This is a genomic window from Tautonia rosea (assembly GCF_012958305.1).
Classification (GTDB): Bacteria; Planctomycetota; Planctomycetia; order Isosphaerales; family Isosphaeraceae; genus Tautonia; species Tautonia rosea.
This window is the reverse complement of the sequence record NZ_JABBYO010000002.1, coordinates 1-22,064: the sequence shown is the minus strand read 5'-3', so window position 1 is coordinate 22,064 and position 22,064 is coordinate 1. Positions and strand designations below refer to the sequence as shown.

20 protein-coding genes are annotated in these 22,064 nt (G+C 62.4%); 15 read left to right on the top strand and 5 right to left on the bottom strand.

Annotated features, from left to right (window positions below; translation table 11 throughout):
* Positions 1–174 precede the first annotated feature (174 nt).
* The 3 genes from HG800_RS02790 (at position 175) to HG800_RS02780 (ending at position 3,559) form a co-directional block, all read left to right on the top strand.
* The gene (locus HG800_RS02790; protein WP_169973560.1) at positions 175–1,197 is read left to right on the top strand and encodes an isocitrate/isopropylmalate family dehydrogenase; all 1,023 of its coding nucleotides are present in this window, start codon (positions 175–177) and stop codon (positions 1,195–1,197) included.
* Positions 1,198–1,391: 194 nt separating this feature from the next.
* Complete coding sequence (locus HG800_RS02785; protein WP_206352113.1) at positions 1,392–2,825, top strand: TrkH family potassium uptake protein; 1,434 nt, start codon at positions 1,392–1,394, stop codon at positions 2,823–2,825.
* Between the two features lie 41 nt (positions 2,826–2,866).
* Positions 2,867–3,559: a potassium channel family protein gene (locus HG800_RS02780; protein ID WP_169973556.1), complete on the top strand. Its 693-nt coding sequence runs from the start codon at positions 2,867–2,869 to the stop codon at positions 3,557–3,559.
* Positions 3,560–3,671: 112 nt separating this feature from the next.
* Here HG800_RS02780 and clpX read toward each other — a convergent pair whose 3' ends face one another.
* The gene (gene clpX, locus HG800_RS02775; protein ID WP_169973554.1) at positions 3,672–5,102 is read right to left on the bottom strand and encodes an ATP-dependent Clp protease ATP-binding subunit ClpX; all 1,431 of its coding nucleotides are present in this window, start codon (positions 5,100–5,102) and stop codon (positions 3,672–3,674) included.
* 609 nt (positions 5,103–5,711) lie between these two features.
* Between clpX and HG800_RS02770 the strand changes: the two genes are divergently transcribed.
* The 3 genes from HG800_RS02770 to HG800_RS02760 all read left to right on the top strand — a co-directional run bounded on the left by HG800_RS02770 (position 5,712) and on the right by HG800_RS02760 (position 9,328).
* Entirely contained in the window at positions 5,712–6,476 is a 765-nt protein-coding gene (locus HG800_RS02770) for a lysophospholipid acyltransferase family protein (protein WP_169973552.1), read from the top strand.
* Positions 6,477–6,634: 158 nt separating this feature from the next.
* Complete coding sequence (locus HG800_RS02765; RefSeq protein WP_169973550.1) at positions 6,635–7,732, top strand: hypothetical protein; 1,098 nt, start codon at positions 6,635–6,637, stop codon at positions 7,730–7,732.
* A gap of 81 nt (positions 7,733–7,813) precedes the next feature.
* On the top strand, positions 7,814–9,328 hold the full coding sequence (locus HG800_RS02760; protein WP_169973548.1) for a sulfatase family protein: 1,515 nt from the start codon (positions 7,814–7,816) through the stop codon (positions 9,326–9,328).
* Positions 9,329–9,471: 143 nt separating this feature from the next.
* Here HG800_RS02760 and HG800_RS02755 read toward each other — a convergent pair whose 3' ends face one another.
* The 3 genes from HG800_RS02755 to HG800_RS02745 form a co-directional block, all read right to left on the bottom strand.
* On the bottom strand, positions 9,472–9,804 hold the full coding sequence (locus HG800_RS02755) for a hypothetical protein (RefSeq protein WP_169973546.1): 333 nt from the start codon (positions 9,802–9,804) through the stop codon (positions 9,472–9,474).
* A gap of 160 nt (positions 9,805–9,964) precedes the next feature.
* Complete coding sequence (locus HG800_RS02750) at positions 9,965–10,507, bottom strand: sigma-70 family RNA polymerase sigma factor (RefSeq protein WP_169973544.1); 543 nt, start codon at positions 10,505–10,507, stop codon at positions 9,965–9,967.
* Positions 10,508–10,646: 139 nt separating this feature from the next.
* Entirely contained in the window at positions 10,647–11,012 is a 366-nt protein-coding gene (locus HG800_RS02745; protein ID WP_169973542.1) for a hypothetical protein, read from the bottom strand.
* Positions 11,013–11,495: 483 nt separating this feature from the next.
* On the opposite strand from HG800_RS02745, the gene mutY reads away from it, so the two are divergent.
* The 5 genes from mutY to HG800_RS02720 all read left to right on the top strand — a co-directional run bounded on the left by mutY (position 11,496) and on the right by HG800_RS02720 (position 16,785).
* Positions 11,496–12,710: an A/G-specific adenine glycosylase gene (mutY, locus tag HG800_RS02740; protein WP_169973540.1), complete on the top strand. Its 1,215-nt coding sequence runs from the start codon at positions 11,496–11,498 to the stop codon at positions 12,708–12,710.
* Between the two features lie 48 nt (positions 12,711–12,758).
* The gene (locus HG800_RS02735) at positions 12,759–13,493 is read left to right on the top strand and encodes an ECF-type sigma factor (RefSeq protein ID WP_315851957.1); all 735 of its coding nucleotides are present in this window, start codon (positions 12,759–12,761) and stop codon (positions 13,491–13,493) included.
* Positions 13,494–13,561: 68 nt separating this feature from the next.
* Positions 13,562–15,283: a serine/threonine-protein kinase gene (locus tag HG800_RS02730; protein ID WP_169973538.1), complete on the top strand. Its 1,722-nt coding sequence runs from the start codon at positions 13,562–13,564 to the stop codon at positions 15,281–15,283.
* Positions 15,284–15,494: 211 nt separating this feature from the next.
* Positions 15,495–16,271, top strand: coding sequence for a ThuA domain-containing protein (locus HG800_RS02725; protein ID WP_169973536.1), 777 nt, complete (start codon positions 15,495–15,497; stop codon positions 16,269–16,271).
* A gap of 121 nt (positions 16,272–16,392) precedes the next feature.
* On the top strand, positions 16,393–16,785 hold the full coding sequence (locus HG800_RS02720; protein ID WP_169973534.1) for a hypothetical protein: 393 nt from the start codon (positions 16,393–16,395) through the stop codon (positions 16,783–16,785).
* Between the two features lie 27 nt (positions 16,786–16,812).
* Here HG800_RS02720 and HG800_RS02715 read toward each other — a convergent pair whose 3' ends face one another.
* A complete protein-coding gene (locus tag HG800_RS02715) occupies positions 16,813–17,946 on the bottom strand; it encodes a pyridoxal phosphate-dependent aminotransferase (protein ID WP_169973532.1) in 1,134 nt (377 codons plus the stop codon).
* Positions 17,947–18,186: 240 nt separating this feature from the next.
* Here HG800_RS02715 and HG800_RS02710 point away from each other — a divergent pair, with 240 nt between their 5' ends.
* The 4 genes from HG800_RS02710 (at position 18,187) to HG800_RS02695 (ending at position 21,752) form a co-directional block, all read left to right on the top strand.
* The gene (locus HG800_RS02710) at positions 18,187–18,903 is read left to right on the top strand and encodes an HAD family hydrolase (RefSeq protein ID WP_169973530.1); all 717 of its coding nucleotides are present in this window, start codon (positions 18,187–18,189) and stop codon (positions 18,901–18,903) included.
* A 91-nt stretch (positions 18,904–18,994) separates the two neighbouring features.
* A complete protein-coding gene (locus tag HG800_RS02705; RefSeq protein ID WP_169973528.1) occupies positions 18,995–19,900 on the top strand; it encodes a hypothetical protein in 906 nt (301 codons plus the stop codon).
* Positions 19,901–19,905: 5 nt separating this feature from the next.
* Positions 19,906–21,150 carry an FG-GAP repeat domain-containing protein gene (locus HG800_RS02700; RefSeq protein ID WP_169973526.1) on the top strand — a complete coding sequence of 415 codons (1,245 nt, stop codon included), beginning with the start codon at positions 19,906–19,908 and terminating at the stop codon, positions 21,148–21,150.
* Positions 21,151–21,326: 176 nt separating this feature from the next.
* Entirely contained in the window at positions 21,327–21,752 is a 426-nt protein-coding gene (locus HG800_RS02695; RefSeq protein WP_169973524.1) for a hypothetical protein, read from the top strand.
* Positions 21,753–22,064: the final 312 nt, after the last annotated feature.

Sequence of the window (22,064 nt, the reverse complement as noted above, 5' to 3'; positions counted from 1 at the left end):
GATTCCGATCGAGAATCCGTCCTGCCGAAAGGACGGTCCGGCATCGAGCAAGGTGAACTGTTTGACGGCCTCCCTGCACTCCTCTACAATCCTCGGATCAATCGCGTCCGCAGTGTCGCGGCGGAGGGTGTACGCCCGCGGCAATGCTCGGGCCGGATGGGGATTCGTCGAGTGATGCGAGCGGCGTACACGGTCACCGAGCTGCTGGGAGACGGCATCGGCCCCGAACTGTCGGAGGCCGTGCATACCCTGGCCGAGGCGCTTCCCATCGACCTGCACTTCGAGCCGGTCGATCTATCGCTGGAGAACCGAAGGGCACGCAAAGGGTCGATTTACGACGAGGCGATCGCCTCGATCGAGACCAACCGCGTCGCCCTGAAACACCCGACGATCACGGCCGAGGAAAGCCCCAATCAGATCCTCCGCCGACGCCTCAATCTTTCAGTCATCCATCGTCCTGTTTACACGCTGCCTGGGGTTCCCAGCAACTTCCGTCGCGAGCTGGATGTCGACATCATCCGGATCGCTACCGGAGGCACTTACGACGACCCCGGCCGAATGATCGGCACCAGCGGCGCCGTCAGCCTCCGGATCGTGGAACGCCAGCCGGTCCTCGAAGCCGCTCGATACGCCTTCAACCTTGCCCGCAAGACCGGCAAGAGCGTTACGAGTGCCTCGAAATACACGATTCAGAAGGCCACCGACGGCCTTTTTCAAGAGGTCGCCGAATCGGTGGCCAACGAATACCCCGAGGTTCCCCACCACTCCGAGCTGTTCGACGCCCTTTTGGCGAAGCTCATCATGAAGCCCGAGCCGTTTCAGGTGATCCTCGTCCTGAACGAGTATGGCGACTTTCTCTCGGACATGGCCTGCGGCCTGGCCGGATCGCTCGGCATCGGCGCCAGCGCCAACCTGGCGTTCGACACCTCGGCCGTGGTCCGGGTCGCGCTGTTCGACGCGGCACACGGCACCGCCCCCGACATCGCCGGCAAGGGGTTGGCCAACCCGACGGCGATCTTCCTTGCCTTCTCCCTGCTGCTGTATCAACTGGGCGAGATCCGGGTGGGCAAGGCGGTCAAGGATGGCACCCTTGACCTGCTCCGCCGCGGGGTCCGCACCGGAGACCTTGGGGGGAAGGAATCAACCCAGAGCTTCACCGCCGCCGTCGCTGCCGAGGTGGCCGAACGACTCTCCTGATCTTCTGGACGGCGTGAGGACCGCCACCATCCCGGCACGATTCCCCAGGTCCACCAGGGGAACCGCTCCTGACTGGCAACTCCGTCACTCGCCTGGCTTCCCCGCTTGGTGTCTCAGTTTGATCGCGCCAAGAGACGCGATGTCTGCTGACCTCCCGTTCCGTATTCCGGTCGATGGCCGGAGGATTGCCGCCCGTGAGTCCGGCCCGCCGTCGTCGCATCTACAAGTGGGAGCTGGACGCCGCCGCTCGGACCCGGCGCGTCTCGGTCTGGAACGTCTGGGAGAAGATCACGCCCGAGTGGCTCTTTATCATCAGCTTCCTGACCCTCATCGGCATCGGGACCCTCGGACTGCGCCTGCTTCCCTTTTTCTACGCGTCTGGAAACCCGGGCCTGGGGTGGATTGATTCGCTGTTTATGGCAACCAGTGCGGTCTGTGTCACCGGCCTGATCATCGTGGACACGGCGACGTACTTCTCGATCTGGGGGAAGCTCTGGATCCTGCTCTTGATCCAGTTCGGCGGCCTGGGAATGATCACCTTCACCACGGTCCTTATCGCTTCACTCGGAGGGCGTCCGTCGCTCCGCCAGGAAGCGATCACCGCAAGTTCTCGCGAGGCGGTTCCCACCGTCGATTATCGGGGTCTGACCCGTCACGTCATCCTTTTTACCTTGACCTTTGAGGCGCTGGGAGCCTTCGTGCTGGCCCTGGTCTGGGTGCCTCAGTTCGGGATCATCGCGGGAGTCGGACACGCGATCTTTCACTCGATCAGTGCCTTTTGCAACGCCGGATTCTCGACCTTCAGCGACTCGGTGATGAGCTTCCAGACCTGGCCGATCACACTTAGCCTGTTGATGATCCTCATCGTCGTCGGCGGACTCGGGTTCTTGACGCTCGAAGAACTCTGGATGAACGTTCGAGCCTGGCGAGCGCGTCGAGGCTTCCGCGTCTCCTTGCATTCGAAGATCGTGCTGATGATGACCGGCTTGCTCTTGGTCAGCGGTTGGATCGGCTTTGCCGTCTTGGAGTGGGACAACACGCTCGACACCATGCCCGGATGGGCCCGACCGATCAACGCCCTGTTCATGAGCGTGAGCCCGAGAACCGCCGGCTTCAATAATGTTGATTATGCCGAGATGACCGCCGGCGCGAGCTTTCTGACGATTCTGCTGATGTTCATCGGAGGCGCCCCCGGCTCGACCGCCGGAGGGTTGAAGGTCACGACCGTCGCCTTGCCCGGCTTGCTGGCCTGGTCCCGGATCAGGGGGCAGCGGGTGACCGGATTTCTCAAGCGCACCGTGCCGGAAGAAACGATCCAGCGGGCCGTCGGCCTGATTGTGTTGGGCTTTGCCCTCGTGACCGGTGGCATCCTTCTGCTCGTCATCAGCGAGGGGAGCCCCCCGGAGCGGTTCCTCGACGCCATGTTCGAATGTGTCAGTGCGTTCGATACGGTCGGCCTGAGTCGGGGAATCACGGCCGAGCTGAGCAGCCTCGGCAGGCTCATGATGACGGCCCTGATGTTCCTCGGCCGTGTCGGCCTGCCGACAATCGCCTCGGCCTTGACCGTCGCGGCCTATCGTCCGCTGGGCGATTTCCGATACGCTCAGGAAGATGTCGTCATCGGCTGACACCTCGATCCTGCCCCGCCAATTGGGAGAGCTTGCCTCCGATGGAGAAGAAGCGTTTCGTCGTCGTCGGCCTGGGAAACTTCGGCCACACGATTGCCGCCAAGTTGCACGAGCAAGGGCATGAGGTCGTCGCCGTCGACACCGACGAGGACGCGGTCGACCGGATTGCCCCTTATGTCAATACAGCCGCCGTGGGAGACGGCCGACAGATCGAGACCCTCAAGCGGCTCGGGACCGAAAAGGCCGACGTCGGCGTCGTCTCCACCGGAGACGACATCACCGCCAGCATCCTCGCCACGATGGCCATGAAGGATTTGAAGGTTGAAGACATCTTCGTCAAGGTCATCTCAATCAACCACGCGAGGGTCATGGACAAGATCGGCGTGACCGAGTCGATCTTTCCCGAACGCGAAAGTGCCCTTCGCCTGGCGACTCGAATCGCCAGCCGAGGCATCCTCAATTACATTCGCATGGGAACCACCCTGAGCATTCAGGAGCTGGCCGTTCCCACACCTTGGATCGGCCGATCGTTGCGGCAGTTGGAATTACCACGCAAGTACCGCCTCTCGGTCATCGCCGTGCACGACATGCTGCGCGACGAGATGATCCCGATCCCCGACCCCGACGCCCCGCTGAAGGATTCCGACACGATCCTCATCGCCGGCAAGGACGAAGACCTCGCCCATGTCGAAAAGGAGATCGAGCGTGAGAGCCTGCCCCCCGGCCGGCGTTGATCCGTCATCGAGTCGGACAGCATCTCCCTCACGTAATCAAATAAAACGAAGGACGCGAATCGGGCCAGGCCGTTCGCGTCCTTCTTCACATTCCGTGGCAACCGCCAAAAACTTAGGCGCTTTCCTTCTTCCGCTCAGCGGCGTCAGAATCGCTTTCCGAATCGTCGGACGAGTCGCCGGACGATGACGCCTTGGCCGAGCTCAAGGGAGCCGATCGATCAAACAGATTGTGTTCCTTGCGGACGACCTCGGGAGTGACCACGTATCGCGATTTCTCCTCGATGTCGGGCAGGTCGAACATGATGTCGAGCATGATCTCCTCGACGATCGAGCGGAGCCCCCGGGCGCCGGTGTCCTTCTCCTTGGCTCGCCTGGCAATCTCGGCCAGGGCGTCTTCGGTGAACTCGACCTCAGCCCCTTCCATCTCGAAGAGCTTCTGGTACTGCTTGACCAGGGCGTTGCGCGGCTCGGTGAGGATCTGAACCAGGGCACTCACGTCGAGCGGCTGCAAGGGGCAGATCACCGGCAATCGGCCGACGAACTCGGGAATCATGCCGAATTCGAGGATGTCGTCGCTCGTGACCTTGTCGAGCAGCGAGCCGATTTCGTTGTCGTGCTCGCTCTTGGTCTGGCCACCGAAGCCGATGGTCTTGCGGCCGACGCGGCGGGCGATCAAATTGTCGAGACCGACGAACGTGCCGCCGCAGATGAACAGGATGTTCGACGTGTCCATCTGGATGTACTGCTGCTCGGGGTGCTTGCGCCCCCCCTGGGGAGGAACGTTGGCGATCGTCCCTTCGAGCATCTTCAAGAGTGCCTGCTGCACCCCCTCGCCAGAGACGTCTCGGGTGATCGAGACGTTGTGCGAGGTCTTGCCGATCTTGTCGATCTCGTCGATGTAGATGATCCCTCGCTGCGCGGCTTCGAGGTCGAAGTCAGCCGCGTGCAGGAGCTTCAACAGGATGTTCTCGACGTCCTCGCCGACGTAGCCGGCCTCGGTCAAGGTCGTGGCGTCGCCGATGGCGAACGGCACGTTGAGGATGCGGGCCAGGGTGCGAGCGAGCAGGGTCTTCCCGCAACCGGTCGGGCCGATCAGGAGGATGTTCGACTTGTCGAGTTCGACATCGGAGCCCCCTTCCTCGCCCAGCACGAGCCGCTTGTAGTGGTTGTGCACGGCGACCGAGAGAACCTTCTTGGCGCGGTCCTGGCCGATGACGTACTGGTCGAGTTGTTCCTTGATTTCCCGGGGGGCCGGAATATCGGTGAAGAGGGCCTTGGGCACCCCCCGACGTTTGCGTTCCTGGTCGAGGATCGACTGGCAAAGCTCGATGCATTCGCCGCAGATGTAGACATCTCCGGGACCTTCGACGAGCGGGCCGACGTCTCGGTAGCTCTTCCGGCAGAACGAGCAGTAGGCATTGCGCCGGTTGGTCCCGCCGTTGCTGCCGCCGCCCGGCCCGGTGGGGCCTCCCCCGGTTCCGCCGCCGCGACGCCCGCCGCCGTTGCCCCCCGAGCCGCCGCTGCTGTCCTTACCCGTGGGCATACATGATCCTTTCGTCGCATCGCGTCAGGGAAAGAGGGTACGAACACGCGACCAGTCCGCCTTCGCTTTCGGCGGGCAGAGCACGCTCGGAACCTCGAACCGACGAATGCCGGTCGGAGTTCCGATCCGAATTCGGGTGATGTCCGGTCGAACGATGTGCCACCGTCAGTCAACACTCGTGCGGTGGTCGCTCCATCAAGTAGGTGTCCGCTCGACGCCGCGCCTGGCAGGCAATCCCGACACGGCTCCCGCCGTTGAATCACTCAGCCATTCTAGAGCATGGTCGGGGGTGAAGCAAGCGAGGCCGCCGGTCATCCGCAATCGGCCTCGATTCCCCAGGGGTTCAACCGTCTTCGACGGCGGCGGAACGATCCGGCCGATCGACAGAATTGCCACGTCCACGACAGGGCCAAGGGGACCGAGCGCAACGGGTTTTTCAGGGCTTGGGGCCAGCCAAGCTTGCCTCCGGGACCGGGGCCTGGAACCCGATTGGCACTGACGGCCGGGCAATTTCCAGAGTAAGGTATCTGGTTGAGGTTCATCATACTCCCCCCTTGTGCCCTCGGGACCCTCAACGGGATTCGAAACGGGCCACGGAGCCGACCGCCGATGAGCGCTGCCGATGCGCCCCGATCTTACGTTGCGCCCTGGTTGATCGGACTGCTCTGGCCGATTCACTGGCTCTTCTTGCGCTGCTATTTCCGGGTCCGCGTGCATCATGCGGACCGGTTGCCGTCGGAAGGGCCGCTGATCCTTGCCCCGACGCACCGCTCTCGGTCGGATACCTTGATGCTTTACGAGGCCGATCGCAAGGCTCCCAAGTTCCGGATGCTCCGGTTCCTCACCTCGCACAATGAGGTAGCTCACGGCCTGCAAGGCTGGTTTGTTCGTCGGCTGGGGGCCTTCCCGATCAACACCAACCGCCCAACCCCCGGGGCCTTGAAGCATTGCCGGGAAATTCTGGAATCGGGCCAGTCGCTCGTCATCTTCCCCGAGGGGAATATCTTCCGACTTCCTCCCGGAGAGGTTCACCCACTGAAGCCGGGGGCTGCCTGGATCTCGCTCCAGGTGCAGGAGAATCTGGGGGACAATCGCCTGACAATCGTGCCAATCCGCTTGAACTACTCGGATCGCCTCCTGAAGTTCGGGTCGAGGGCCGACATCGAAATCCGCCCTCCGATCCAGGTTTCCGACTACCTGACCTTGCCCCGCAAAAAGGCGATCACCACGCTGACGGCCGACCTCCAGAAGGCCCTCGGCGATCGGGTCAACGACGCCCCTCGAACGGTGATCGACGCCCTTGCCCGAGGAGAGATCCTCCCCTCGATCGACCTTGCGGAACTTCCGACCGAACGAATTGAGGAGAACGCTTAGGTATGAACAATCGCAATTGACAGCCCAAACGAACCGGGCTACTCTCCTCGCGATCATTCCCCTGGGCATCGCCTTGATTCTGCCACCTCTTTTGATGCTCACCCTCGGCCGCATGTCCTGTCCAAAGCTGCCGTAGCTGGTTCGAGGGAGGCTCTCCGTTGGCGTTGTCGTCCAAGTCCCGCCGATCGGTGTTCCGAGGCATTGCGGTCTGGCTCGGAATCCTCGTCCTGATCGTCCCGATCGCCACCACCACGGCCGATGATCTGGGAGACGAGCGTCTTCCGCTCCACCCTTCATTGATTGCTCCCGGCATCGACCCTGAGATCGCCCCGGATCAGGTCGGAGGACTCTTACCCGAGGCCCTGCCCCCGGATCTCTCGTCCTTTTACGACGCAACCACGCCCCCTCCGACCGTTCTCGGTGCCTACTTCGATCGCCCAGCCCTCGCGGCCCCCCGACCATGGTCCGGAAGCGAATTCGGCGTCTTCCCACCGGACACGGTTCCCACGCCTGGGATAGTGGCCGATCCGCCGATCTCGTATCTGCAATCTCCTTCGCCATCGATGGTCGAGGACATCGGGTATCGAGACGGCCCTCGGATTCCCGAGCCGATGGTCTTCGACCTCGTCCGCGGTCTTGGTGCCCGTCGCGGGGAGTTGGAGGTCAACGTCCTGAACCTCGTCCCCTTCCGGGGTGATGGCCGAACCCGTTACGAATGGGCCCCGGAAATCGAATACGCGCTGTTCGACGGCTTCGCCCTTGAATTTGAGCTGCCGATCTTCAACACCCACATCGAGGCGGCGAAATACGCCGCGCAGTACACCTTCGGCACCGCCTTCGACGACGCCTTCATCCACGGCATCCAGGGAATCCTGCAACACGACTTCAACGACAACCGGGTGTCGATCGCGGTCCTGTACCTGGCCGGGCTTCGACTCGATCAGAAATGGAGCCTCTTCGGCATGTTCGGCTTCAACGCCGGGCAACTGGTCTTCCCGTTTGATGACATTGCTCCCCGCCGAGGGCTCGACATGCTGGTCAACCTCAGCGTCTTCTACGACGTGACCGAGCGTTTCCTGGTCGGGGTCGAAACCAACATCGCCCGCAACTTCGTCGGGTCCGGAGACATCCTCATCATGCCCCAGTTCCACTGGGACATCGGTGAACACTACCGGGTCCAGTTTGGCGTCGGAGTACGCGACACCGGCATCGAGACCTTCCCCGAACTCGGCTTTCGTGTGATCCGGGAACGCTGACCGCGTCTGACGGGCGAGGATCACTCCCGGCCGCCCGAGCCCTCTTCGCTCCCAGCGGGGCCAGACGCTACAATCAGCGGCATGAACGTCATCGTCATCGCCTGCAATGGTCTGCACCTCGGGTTTCTCGGCCCCTACGGAAACCCCTGGATTGAGACGCCAAACCTCGATCGCCTGGCGAGCGAGGGAGTGGTCTTCGATCACCACTACCCCGAAAACCTCACCACCCTGCCGACGCGTCGCAGTTGGTGGACCGGCCGCTACGGGTTCCCCGACCCCGACCAGGGGTGGACTCCCCTTCGCGCCGACGAACCGATCCTGCCCGACCTGCTTTACGATCGCGGCGTCCGGTCGGCCTTGATCTCCGACGTGCCCATGCTCCGCCAGGCCGGGCACGGCTTCGGCCGAGGATTCGACGAGGTCGTCTGGGTCCGAGGGCAAGGGTACGACCCGTATATCCTGCCCGACGACCCCCGCGCCTCCGGCGTCTCGATCGCCGACGAGCCGGGCCTCCGACTGCCTCCGGAAGACGATCCCGACCGGGAACTCTGGACCCTCCGCTGGGAGCAGTACCTCCGCAACCGAACCGCCCTGAAGCTCAACACCGAGGAGAACGCCGGTTCCGGCCGCGCCATCCGGGCCGCGATCGACTGGCTCGACCGATCGGCCAACGAGACAACTCCCTTCGTGCTCTGGCTCGACCTGTTCAGCCCGCACGGCCCCTGGGATCCTCCTCCCGCCGATCGCGACCGCTACATCGCCGTCGAGCCCGACGACTTCGAGGCCGGTGACGAAGGAGACCTGATCGACGAGGACTCCGACGGAGACGACGACGCCGAGGACCTGTTCCTCGACGAGGTCGCCCCCTTGATCGACGTGCCCCCCGGGCCGGTCGGGGAAGTGATCTCCGAGGAGGAACTCTACCGCCTCCGTCGCACCTACGCCGGAGTTGTCACCGCGCTCGACCGTCAGCTCGGCCTCTTGTTCGACCACCTGAAACGCCTCGGCCGGCTCGACGACTCGTTGATCATCTTCACCTCCGATCAGGGCGAACCCCTCGGAGAGCACGGCTTCGTCCGTCGGTTTCGACCGTGGCTGTATGAGGAACTGGTGCACACCCCCTTGATTCTCCGCCTGCCGGGCGGCGATCGAGGCGGATCACGCCACCAGGCCATCGTGCAGTCTGTCGACCTGCTCCCGACGATCCTCGCGGCCCTCAACGCCAACACATCCCCGTTCGATACCGAGCAACCGCCAATCCACGGGCACGACCTGCTGGCCTTGATCCAGGGACGCGTCACCAAGCTCCGCGACTTCGCCTGCTTGGGAATGGATGTCGAGGAGTTCGCGCTCCGCTCCCACTACTGGCACCTGGTCCTCCCCGTCGAGGCTGACCCCGACGACCCTCCTCGCTCCGTCGAACTCTACCGCAAGCCCGAGGACCGATGGGATCAGAACGACGTGTCGGAGCGGAACCCGGAACTAATCGAGCACCTTGAACTCGTCCTCCGCCGCTTCGTGGCCGCCGTGGAGCGCGACGACTTCTCCCAGGTCCTCCCCCTCCGCGACGTCGCCCTCTTCCCTCCTCCGGCCTGAGCATCGCGCCCGGGTACCCAGATCCATGCGACGCTCCCTGCCCTCGTGAACACGCTCAAGCCCCCACACCGTCCCGGTTTCGGGTCGATGTGGGGGCCTCATTTCAAGAAATGGAGTGGATAGACCTGGGAACTGGTCCGACATCAGTGGGCTTCGACGGGGGCCTCCTGGATCGCTCCCTCGACACTCAACCCCACCTCAGGAACGATGACAAGGGGGGCTTCTGCAACGAACACCTGCGACGCCTCAAGGTGGGGCTCAGGGTGCTCGGTTGCGTCAGGTTCAGATTTCGTGGGGGTCATCCGGCGCTCGGGACGTCGGATTTCGAAGTTCCTCGCGGCGTCGTCAAAGGCGAGATTGGTACGGCTCGGCACTCCCGCGGCAGCCTGAATGTCGTAAACACGGAGTCGGATCACGTCTCCAGAACGGTGAATGATCTCGACCCATTGACCCTCTTTGCGCTTCAAGACCAACATGGTTTTGTCCTTTGTTCATTCGATGTGCGGAACCAAGTCTGCGAATCCAGGTACGTACGTCGTTTCTTCGAACGCGTTTTTAAAAAACCGTGAACATGCTCAGACGGCGATCCCGACCGGCACCGATCGCGACCGGCCTGGCATCAGGGACATTCGATCCTCAGGCAAAGATGGCCCGACGGGGTCGTCCTCGTCGTCGGGGGGCGGGCGGCAGCGGGCGGGTGCCCGGTGCCCAGGTGCCACCAAGAATGGCGAGCGCCTCAAGGTGGATGTAGGTGATCCGAGACGGAGAGAACCCCAGTCGTTGAGCGACCTCGGCGTGGGTCTTCTCTTCCAGGTAGATCATCCGGCAGGTTTCGGCATGCTGGCGGGGCAGCTTTTTCAGCCAGGTTTCGACGGCCTCAACAGCCTCCAGTTCGGCCCCGATCGGCTGGCCTTCCCCGGGGACCTCGGTGATCATCGAATAGGCGCTCTCGGCACCGTCCGCCAGCTGGCATTCGTTCCGGCTTCGAAGGATCCGCTCGCGGCGAACGTCTCGCAACCCTCCCGAGATGCGTTGCCGGGCAAAGGTCGAGAACTTCACGGCTCGACTAGGTTCGAACGCGCGGGCCGCCTCGACCAGAGCCAGGCAGGCCGCCGACTCGAACTCCTCCCAGATATCCGGAAACTGCTCCTTGAACGGCCGAGCCAGCGATCGGGCCATCGGCAATTACTTCACGGCCAGCCGCTGCTGATCCTCAGTGAGCGGAGGGCGTTGCTTGCGGGGTTTCTCCTGGTACACGGCGTCTCTCCGTCAGTTGAAGGTGCCAAGCTGATGTCTCAAGTACAGCCACGTATTGAAGTCAATTTAATTCAATCTGTTCGTCGTCCGGCACCGCCTTGCCAACCAGAAGCCGCGCTTCGATCCGGTTGGACCTGAGGTGCGCAAGCAATGCCGAACGCTTCATCCGAAGCCGTTCCAGGTGGGTCATCGCCAGGGTCGGATTGCTCCCCGGTTCCGACAAATACATCCAGGCCTGCTGGATCTTTGTCCGAACCGTTTCCAGCTCCGACAGGAGCCGCTCGTTATCGTGGACCAGACGGACCAGCCGCCGGAAATCAGTCACAGGAGCGTGATCGGATCGCACCTCGACATCGAGGCCAATCAACCGCTCCACCTCACCGGCAGTCGCGTTGCCGGTGAGCGCATCGGTTATAGAGGATACCATCGTGGAATGTTCCGGTGAGAATTGTTGCCAGCTTCGGCAAACTCCCTCGGGATCCTGCGGCCAACTCTCGCGCTCGTCATCGAGTTCGCTTCGGCCGCCCGCCCGAACGCTCACCTCCCTGCACCTCAACTATGAACCCATAATCTGGGCCGTCAAGGAAAAGTTTGCGGAATAGCTGCTTTTTATTGCCGGTTTTGGGTCTGAATTCCAACTCTTGTCTTTTTTGGCTCTTTCCACGATGACTTATCACGTCCTGTACCTGAGATTTACGACGCCGACGCCGCTTCGTCTTCGAATAAATCCGAATGATCGTCGAATTTTGCCATATCCGCATCTGGACCTGTTTTTACCCCCCTTTCCTCACGCGGGACACCTCCTCCTTTGTCCGACTCTGATCGCCGCCCGGTCGCGAGTTGCGTGACTCTGGTCAACGTCGGATGAGGAACGTTTCACGTCAATGTCCGAGAACAAGGATTTGTCTTTATGCACCGATCAGAACGATTGCAACGACCCGATCCCGCATCGGACGATCCGGACAATCCCGAGCCCGACCTCGACCCCACCTGGCTTGCAAGCGTCCGCCGAGCCTTGCTCGACTGGTACGATCGCGAGGGTCGTGCCGATCTTCCCTGGAGACGAGACCGTGACCCCTTCAAGGTCCTCGTCTCCGAGGTCATGCTCGTTCAAACGACCGTTGCCGCCGCCGGTCCCTTCTTCGAGCGGTTTCTGTCCCGGTTCCCTACCCCCAACGCCCTCGCTTCGGCCGACGAGGCCGACGTGCTCAAGGCCTGGGAGGGGCTTGGCTACTACCGGAGGGCCCGCTTGCTCCAGCAGGCGGCTCGGGTAATCGTCGAACAGCACGACGGCCAGGTCCCCGGCGACCCTGAGGCCTTGCGGCGTCTTCCGGGGGTCGGACGCTACATCGCCGGCGCTGTTGCCTCGATCGCCTTCGACCTCCCCGAGCCGATTTTGGAGGCAAACAGCCAGCGCGTCCTCGCCCGATGGCTCCGCTGGACTGAGGATCTTCGCTCCACGAACTCCCAAGCCAGGCTCTGGAAGGCGGCCGCCCGGATCGTCCCGCCGAACCACCCTGGCCGGTTTAATCAGGCGATCATGGACCTCGGTGCGACCGTCTGCACCCCTCGATCTCCGCGATGCCTGGCCTGCCCGGTGGCCGACTCCTGCCTTGCCCGTCGCGAAGGGATGCAAGACGAGTTGCCGAAGCGATCGGCGCCAATCCCGCCCCTTGAGGTGGCGGAAACCTGCGTGCTGGCCGTCGACGATCAGGGTCGGTTTCTTGTCGTCCAACGCGCGGCCGGCCGCCTCTGGGAAGGGTTCTGGGAGTTCCCGACCGTCCATCAATCGGGGGTTGATCCGGCGGGGAGAGGCTCCGCAGTCGGGCTCGTCGATCCGCTCGACCTTCGCTTCCGTCACCTGACCGGCATCTCCCTGGCACTTGGCGAACCGTTGCATACGATCCGATACGCCGTGACCAAGCACCGCGTCACTCTCTCAGCGATGGCCGCAGCTCCTCTCGGCGGCGCTCCGACGCCAGGCCCCGGCCTCTCGGCCGTCGAGTGGCGTTCGATCGCCGATCTCGATCCCCTGCCCCGCACCGGGGCGACCCGTCGACTGTCCCTCTGGGCCTCCTCCCATCCCGAGGCGTTCCCACCCCCAGGGCCCGGCAAGCCCGCGTAATCCCGGCCAGAGCACCCTGGACCCGACTTCGTCATCGGACGAGAATACGTGGATCACTTCCGCTTCGGAATCAACTGCGGGCATCGCTTGCCGACCGGAATGACCTCAGAGGCGAGGCTCATGACTTCCATTCCTCCAGGAGACGATCGCGGGTCGGTCTCCCAGTGGATCGGCCAGTTGAAGGCCGGCGACCCCGAGGCCGCCCAGCCCCTCTGGGAACGCTACTTCGATCGGCTGGTTCGCCTGGCCCGGCAAAAACTCGCCTCCAGCCGCCGCCGAGGGGCTGACGAGGACGAGGAAGACGCCGCCCTGAGCGCCTTCGACAGCTTCTGCGCCGGAGCCGCCCGGGGACGCTTTCCCTTGCTCGGCGATCGAGACGACCTCTGGAGGCTGTTGGTCGTCATCACCGCTCGCAAGGCCGGAGCCCAGGCCCAGCGCCGTAGGGCCCAGAAACGCGGGGGGGACCTCCTTCGGATCGACACCGTGCAGAGCCCTGAAGCCGAAGACGACCGCCTGCTCCTCGACCAGCTCGCGGGCTCCGAACCCTCTCCCGAGTTCGCCGTGATGGTCGCCGAATCCTATGAACGTCTCCTTGACCAGCTGGATGACGAAGACCTCCGCCGTGTCGCCATCTGGCGGCTTGAAGGCCTGACCAATGATGAGATTGCCGACCGCCTCGGCTGCGCCCGGCGTACCGTTGCCCGACGGCTCGACCTGATCCGCAAGATCTGGGAATCGCATCGGACCACGGACCCGGACGATGATGACAACGCACCTGAATGAACACTGGTATTGAGGTTCTGCTGCTTTGGCATGCCAAGTGACTCACAAGATGATGATAGGCCGTTCTCATGAGCAACTCGGATACCCAGCTCCCTCTCGAACTGACCCTCTCCATTGATCGCGCACGCTTTGTGAACGACGCCTGTGATCGATTTGAGGCAGACTGGCGAGCCGACGGTGCTCCCTCGATCGAGTCGTTCCTGGCGGAAGCTCAGGGGATCGAGCGTCGTGTCTTGCTCCACGAGCTGATCGCCCTCGAACTGGAAATGCGCCGCGAGCGAGGCGAACAGCCGGTTGAGGCAGACTATCGTTCCCGGTTTCCGGACGATCCCTCAATCGTTGCCGAGGTCTTCTGCGCGACCAAGCCCACGTCCATCGCCGGATACGACCTGCTCGGCGAACTGGGTCGAGGAGGCATGGGAGTCATTTATCGGGCCCGTCAGCAAGGGCTCAACCGCCTGGTCGCCTTGAAGGTCATGCGGGTCGGGCGACTCGCAACCGACGACGAGGCGAGACGGTTCCGGATCGAGGCCGAGGCGGCGGCCGGCTTGCGACACCCGAACATCGTCCGCATCTTCGAGGTCGGTTGCTGGCACGGCGAGCATTACTTCAGCATGGAGCTGATCGAAGGAGGAAACCTTTCGCGAGTCATCCCGATCCTGCGAGAACAGCCCCGAGTGGTAGCCGACCTGCTCCTTCAGATTGCCCGAGCCGTCGACCACGCGCACCGGCTCGGGTTCGTCCACCGCGATCTGAAGCCCGCCAACATCCTGCTCGACGGCGATACCGACACCCCAATCGAGCACCGGACTCCCTTCATCACCGATTTCGGACTGGTCAAGCGGGTCGGCCCCGGGTCGGACGAGGGACTGACTCGTCCCGAAGCCATCGTCGGCACGCTCGAATACATGGCTCCCGAACAGGCCCGAGCCGGAGAAATCGACGAACGCACGGATGTCTATGGCCTGGGAGCGGTCCTCTACGCCATGCTCACCGGCCGCTCTCCGCACCGTGCCGACTCTCCCATGGAAACGCTTGTCCAAATCAGCGAACGCGAGCCCGATCCTCCCCGTCGGCTCAATCCGAGCGTTCCCCGCCCCCTGGAGGCGATCTGCCTCCGCTGCCTGGAAATCGATCCGCAGCGCCGCTATCCCTCGGCCGAGGCAGTCGCCGAAGACCTGGAACGTTACCTCCGGGGCGAACCGATCTCGGCCAGTTGGGTCGGCCCGGTCGGCCGGCTCCGACGCTGGGCCCGTCGCGAGCCCGAACTCGTCTTCCGCCTGGTCGCCATCGGGAGCATCACCCTGCTCACCCAGGCGAATTACCTTGCCCATGTCCCGGCCGACCGCAAGCACACCCTGCACGTTCAGCTGACGGGCCTCGAACTCCTCTGGATGACTTCCGCCATCCTCATTCAGGCCGCTGCCCGTCGATCCGAGCAGCCCGAACGCCTCTGGCCCGCCTGGATTGTCGTCGATGTGACCGCGCTGACCGCCGCGCTCCGCCTGCTCGACGCCGCCGATAGCGGCCTGGTCATCGGCTACCCCATGCTGATCGTCGCCTCAGGGCTCTGGTCCCGTCACTGGCTCGTCTGGCTGACCGCCGGATTGGCCGCCCTCGGGTACAGCCTGATCTGGTTCGAACACTTCATCTCCCACGGATATCAACCGAACGTTTACCTCAATATCCTGATTGCCTCCCTCCTCGTGACCGCCTTGATCGTCTCGCATCAGGTCCGACGCCTCTGGTCGCTCAGCCGATTCTACGAACGCCGCCCCGATCCCCGGTAAGCCATTTGACCTGAACGCCCGTTTTGAGAATCGAATCGTAACAAAACCCCTTCATCTTCCTTCCGCTCGCATCCCCGTCGCATCGAGGCCGATCAGGCGATAGGCTGGGGAACGACGATCGACTCGAATTCGAGAAGGGCCTCGGCCGGGGGTCGGCCGATGGCAATTCCTAGCGACCAAACGATCGATCGAGACCGGGAGTTGACCACCAATGACTCGACGCTTTGCCCTCGCCTGCCTCGGCCTGGTCGCCCTTGCCGGGGCTCGCCCTGCCGTTGCTCAGGACGACTCCATCACGTGCCTGATCATTACAGGCGACCACCGCGGTCACGCCTGGCAGGAAACCACACCCATCATCAAGAACTTCCTTGAAGAAGGCGGCCGGATCGATGTCGACGTGACCACCACGCCGGCCCGGGATCTGACCGAGGAAAACCTTTCCAAGTATGACGTCTTGCTCCTGAATTACCGACAGACCGACAGCGCCACCTCCGAAACCGAGTGGACGGAGGAGAACAAAGCGGCCCTGGTCAACGCCGTCAAGAGCGGCACCGGCCTGGTCGTCTACCACTTCGCTTCAAGCGCCTTCGCCGATCCAAACTGGGACGAATATGAGCGTATGATTGCCGGTGGCTGGCGTAGCCAGGGATTCCACGGCCCCAAGCACGAATTCACCGTCAAGAAATCGGAGGTCGACCACCCGATCTCCCAGGGGCTGCCGGCATCTTTCAATCATACCATCGATGAGTTGTATCAGAACTCTGTCATGGTTGACGGGAACGTCGTCCTTGCCACCGCCTATTCCGACCCCGACCTGCCCCGTGGGACCGGCAAGGATGAGCCGGTCATCTGGGTGAACACGTTCGGCGAGGGCCGCGTCTACAACAACGTACTCGGCCACGACCCCGAAGCCATCTCGAACCCGGACTACCAGGAATGGATGCGACGCGGGGTCGAGTGGGCTGCCACCGGCAAAGTCCAGGACTGATCTCCAGCGTCTTGCCATCGTGAGCCGACCGAGAGACCACCCGACCACAGGACCTCGGCTCGGGTGGTCTACCGGCTGCCGATGACAAGCCCCGATCGTTCCCCGAGGAGACAGCAAGGCGATGAGCGATGCTTCTCCTCCTCCCCCCCCCAAAGGTCAGCGTGATTACAGCCAGGCTCGCCTGACCCGACACGCCCTCGAACGCTTTATCGAGCGATTCCACGTTCCCGAGCCCGAGGCCGAAGTTGCGCTTCGACTCGCGCTGGCCCGCACCCGGCGACTCGGACGCAACCCGGAGAATGGCGCAGTCGCAGTCCTCGCCCTCCACCGAGGCCGGATGCTCGTCGCCATCTTTCAGGAATTCTCCTGCCTCACCGTCCTGACCTGGCCGCTGTTCGAACCGCGCCTTCCTGAGTTCGGCCGCGCTCGCCTTCCTCGGAAACGCGGCCGAATGCTCCGACGGCTCCAGGAGGGTCTTCCAAACACTCCAGACGACCCCCTCTCCGAGAAGTGACGTAACCCGCCCTCCCAGACGAAAGCCTCAGGCCATTGCCTCCCTTCGTTCCTCGGCCAGCGATCGCAAAACCTCAAGGCCTCGCTCCAGCACCGCATCATCAACGGCATACGAAATGCGGACGTGCGTATCTGCCTTGCTGAACACGTTCCCCGGAATGATGAGCAGATTGCGCCGGATTGCCTCCTCGACGAACGCCGATGCCGACGGCCACCCCTCGGGGACCTTCGGAAACGCATAAAACGCCCCGGTTGGGCGCGCCAGGTCGTACCTCCCCGACAGGACCTCGAGAACACGATCCCGTTTGGATCGGTAGGCGTCGATTTGTAAAGTCAGGTCCAATCGTGATGCCCCGACGACCGCATGCTGTAATGGCGTCGGAGCACACACAAACGAGAATTGCTGCAGCTTGGCCATCTCCTGCAGCAGGAGTCCCGGCCCGTGTGCGAACCCGAGCCGCCACCCGGTCATCCCATAAGTCTTGCTGAACCCATCCACGACCAGCACATCCTCATTCCATTCCGCAGGCGAATGAAACGCCTCATCGTAACAAAATGCTTTGTATACTTCATCACTTATGAGCAAGATCCCCCGCTTCCGACACAAGTCGGCCAGCGCCTTCAGCTCCTCCGGCGGAACGACCACCCCACTTGGGTTTCCCGGGCTATTGACGATGATCGCCTTTGTCTTCGGCGTGATGGCCGCCTCGACCCGATCGACCGGGACACCAAAGCTCGGATACGTCTCGACCAGAACCGTCGTCCCACCCGCCAGGGCGACAAGGTTGGGATACATCACGAAATAGGGATCGAAGACGATCACCTCGTCTCCCGGATTCACCGCGCAGCAGATCGCCAGCAAGAGCCCTCCCGCCGTGCCGGAGGTCACCATCACCTGACGATCGGAATGACCGTACTGATGGTCGACGATCTCCTGCAGCTCTCCCCGTAACCGAGGATCTCCCATGGTTACGGTGTAGGCATTTCGTCCTTCTCGGATCGCCTCACAGGCGGCTTCTTTGATGACATCCGGCACGTCGAAGTCCGGCAGACCGATCGACAGGTTGATCGGATCGGTCATCTGTTTCGCCATCTCGAAGGCCTTGCGAATCCCCGAGGCCTCGATCTTCGTCATCCGATCCGCAATCCAAGCGTCGTTCACCTGACCCGTCCTCCCACCTCATGACCGGCCCCGAGGATCATCGCGCCCCGATGCCATCCCGAGCCGTTCCGCCTTGATTGGTGCGTCGGCCCCGGTCAGACCGGAGCCTTCACCTTCCCTTGACTCTATCGGACTGCAATGCTTCAAGCGAGTTTAGCGGCATCGGCAAGCCGTTGCCCATGCGATACAATGGCCAGTCCCACAAACTTCCGTCATCCTGCTCCTCAGTCGGACACCCCCATGACCTCCCCCGAGTCGCCCCGAGCCCTGCTCCTCGACTTCGACGGCACGATGGCCGACACGCTCCCGCTGATTTTCGACGCCTTCCGCCACGCCCTCTCCCCCTGGACCGATCCCCTCCCAACCGACGACGAGGTCGAGGCCAGCTTCGGACCCGCCGAACGTGCCTGCCTTGGCCTCTTCGCCCCCGAAGATCGGCTCGATGAGGCCCTCGATCGCTTCTTCCTCCATTATGAACAGGAACACGAGCGCATGGTTCGCCTCTTTGACGGAATTCCCGCCGTCATCGACCGAGCCCGAAGCCTCGGCTGGAAAGTCGGCGTGTTCACCGGCAAGGGCCGCCGCGCCGCTCAGTATTCGATCTCCGCGCTCGGGCTCAGCGGTCAGATCGACTGCCTCATCTCCGGAGACGATGTCGATCGCCCCAAACCCGACCCCGACGGCCTCTACCGGGCGGCTCGCTTGCTCAATGTCGAACCTCAACAAATCCTCATGGTCGGCGACAGCCCCGCCGACGTCCGCGCGGGCCGAGCCGCCGGTGCCCTGACCTGTGCCGTCACCTGGGCCGCCTTCCGACCCGAGCGCCTCCTCGCCGAAACGCCACACCACACCTGCTCGCACGTGTCCGAATTCCTCGCCCTGCTCGACGCGCTGCACCAGAACGGCCCGCCCTCACCGATCACTCAACCCAACTCAGACATTCCAAATCATAAATAAGTTCATGAGCGCATCCGGTTTCAAGTCGTGATCCTGACATTCCCCTCCGGACGTGAGATCCGGAGCTCCTCATTCCTCCCGAGGCTCTCCCATGCCCGTGCTCGACCGCGAGGAATACATCGAGCAGGCCTATTTTTATCGTGCCTTCCGTGAACGGGTGCTCGACGGCATCCCCTCTCAGGACGTTCTCTCCCGAATCGGCGAGGAGTTGCTCTCAACCACTCGGCTCCCCATGGCCGTTGGCTTCATGTACGCAGAGGTGAAGATCAGTGGCCAGATGGGCCCGGCCATGAAGCAGTTGGGCCACTACTTCACCCCATTTCAATCCTATGTGATCATCAAGGCAGAAGAGGACACTTATAATCGATTTCCAATGGATCAAGCCCTCCTGGTCCTGGAACGCGAGGCCAACTACCGCGCCGACGCCCCGACCCCCGCCGGCCTGTTCGTCTATCAGTTCGAGGCCATCAGCCGCAACCGCCTCGGTTACGCCGGCGGACTCGACGCGATGGCCGCCGACCCGTTTTACAACGAATCGTGGAGTGATTATATTCTTCTTTTAAATGCCCGGTTAGGAGATGTCGATTTTGCCGACTTGATTTACTCTCGATCAGAGTTCCTCGTTGCTCAGATGCGCCGACGCGATCCCGGTTTCACCCCCAAGTTTCCCATCCTGTTCGGCGAGAAAGAAGGCAAGATCGCCCGAGCCAACCACGGCCGCGATCCGCTCTATCTCTTCTCCGCCCTTCAGCGCCAGTTACACTATCCCGAGGTCCCCCGACCGAAACGCGTCGACGAGGCCGAAACACGCCTCAACCTTCTTGAACAACAGGTCAAACTCCTTGAAAACCGACTCAAACTTGTCGAGGTCGATCTCAAGGGAGAGATTGATATGAATCAACTCCGTGTCCGTCCCGAGGACACCGCCGGCATTCCCGATCACTGGGGCCTCAAGGCCTCCGACCTCGATGACTCTCCCTCTGACCTGGAAGGCTAAACTCCATGTCTCCCATCACGATGCTCCCGCTGTTGCTGTCGAATCCATTCGTTGTGGCCGACGAGACCCCTTCCCCTCGCCCCCTGCCCTCATTCGAACGCATCGTGATCGACGACAATTTCCCAGGCGGCTATCAGATTGAGGTCGCCGACGTCAATGGCGACAAGCGGCCCGATCTTGTCGCGCTCGGCGGCGGTACCTGTGCCTGGTATGAGAACCCATCGTGGCAGAAACGCATTATTACTGGTCCCGACCAGACCCCCGGGATTATCTCCTCGGCCACTACCGACCTTGACGGCGATGGCCGCGCCGAGATTGCCATTGCCTACGACTTCGCCATGCGAGAACCCGTTCGAGGCAAGCTCGGGCTCGCTTCCCAGGGGGCATCTCCTGATGACGACTGGTCCTTCCAGACGATCACGGAGATGCCCAGCATCCACCGTCTCCGATGGGGAGACATCCTCGGTAACGGTCGTCTCGACCTCATCGTGGCTCCCATCTTCGGGCCCGCGTCGACTCCTCCCGCCTTTCAGGAAGACGAGGCCCGACTCATCGTCCTCCCCTCGTTCACGATCGAAGCGAATCGCCCCGAACCCGAATCTGTCGCCCTTGCTCCGGTGATGCACGCCATCGCCGTCGTCCGCCTCCCCGGAGATGACCGCGATTCCATCCTTTCCGCAGACAATTGCGGCGTCTCCTTGCACCGTCGTCTTGAGGTCGGCGATCCCGAGTTACCCCGCCCGTACCAGAGTTTTCCTCTCACGCCCGGAGCCTCCGGAACGCCCCCCGCCCGAGGTGCTAGCGAAGTTCATCTCGGACGTTTCGGACCAGACCACGGTTTGCTGGCGACCATCGAACCCTGGCACGGCTCCACCGTTGCCATCTCAACTGTCCGGCTCAACGACCTGAACCCAGCACGTCTTCAACCCAACCGAATCGGTCCTCGGCGCATCCTCGACGACACCCTCGATGAGGGACATGCCCTTTGGCTCGCCGACGTCAACGAAGACGGGATCGACGAGGTCTTCGCCGGGCATCGCGGCGTTGATCCCCGCGTCTCGGTCTACCACTTCGATGGCAAGACCTGGAACCGAACCATCCTCGACTCCACGATCACCGCGCAGGATCTTCGCGGCGGAGACCTGAACGGCGACGACATTCCCGATGTCGTTGCCATCGGCGGGGCCTCTCACTCGATCATCTGGTATCGTCCCCGTCCCTTCGATTCTCCTGCCAACTCGCGTCCATAACCCAGGAAATCCCATCCTGAACTCGTTGCAATGCAATCACGACTCGATTAGAGTCAGAGATGGCTCATGGATGCTTCATGTCGGTCATGCGGATTCGACGGCGAATAGATGATTCGGAGCACCAGGAGCCTCACCCAAAGATCTTTGATCCTCGCAGCAGTAGAGGACCCTGAACGATGTTGCGAAGCCGCCCAAACATCACAACCTTTTCACTCGCCTGCGCCGTCGTCCTTGTTGCCGCGACAAGCCGTGCTCAGGATGACGAACCCAAGCCTCCCACTCCGGTCTCCCCAACCGCTCCAGCGGCCACCGACGCGCAACCCTCCCCCATAGCGCCAAAAACTTACCCTCCCTACCGTCGCGTTCCGAGCAACTTTGGCAAGGTGGGCCTCTCCAACCAACAACGTGAAGATATTTATATTATCCGAAGTCGCTACCAGTCCGAGATCACCGAGCTAAAAGCTCGAATCGAGGAACTCTCTCGAAAAGAGATGGATGAGTGCGAAACCATCCTCACAGAAGCACAGCGGAAACTTCTCAATCAGATTCGCGCTGCGAGCCGCCCGACGCTGATCGGCAGCGGCAGCAACAACGACAACTGATCATGATCCAGCTTCTAAACGCGTCTTCACAGGAGGGATTCAGGAACGCTGCCTGAGATGTTCGGATGGCCCCGGTTACTCACACACCGCAACCGAGGTCACCCGAGTCCCTTGATCGATACTCAGCGAATGGTCATGAATCCTTGCTTCGCACGAGTATTCCAGGGATCGTCAAACGGAAACCGTTCAGGCATCCATCGGCCCCAATTCGATTCTCCTCACCCGGGACATAGTCCGACTGGCAACCCCACGTCAGCAATAAACTCGACGCGCGCAAACACAAACGCCTCGCATTTCTCTTCAGAAGTGCGA